General features: G+C 34.4%; 1 pseudogene. It reads left to right on the forward strand.

The features are described 5' to 3' along the window. Positions 1–203: 203 nt before the first annotated feature. Positions 204–331, forward strand: a pseudogene (locus tag R0K30_RS21400) (hypothetical protein); the annotation flags it as partial.

A 331-nucleotide genomic window follows, 5' to 3' on the forward strand; every position in this document is an offset into this window, starting at 1 on the left:
TTCCATTTTATTATTCAGCAGACAGCTTGTAAAAACCTTTTGTTCAATGAAACTCTTTATCTTTTTCTCACGTCTTACATGGAAATAAACCATAAAAATAAAAAGTCCGGAAAATATTTCTGAAAAGGTATTGTAATCTCACCGTAATTATTGTAACATTTGTAACATAAGAGAAAGAGATTGATTGAAGGAGAGATTATATCATGAAAAAATGGCTATTATTCCTCACTACTATTACATTGATTCTGTCATTGGGCACTGCGGCGACCGCAAAAACTTCACCTAATGACCTTACACAAAAACAAGCACTTCAGCTGGCCCTGTCAGCGAG

Source organism: Bacillus sp. SIMBA_154, assembly GCF_046536015.1.
Taxonomy (GTDB): Bacteria; Bacillota; Bacilli; order Bacillales; family Bacillaceae; genus Bacillus; species Bacillus pumilus_P.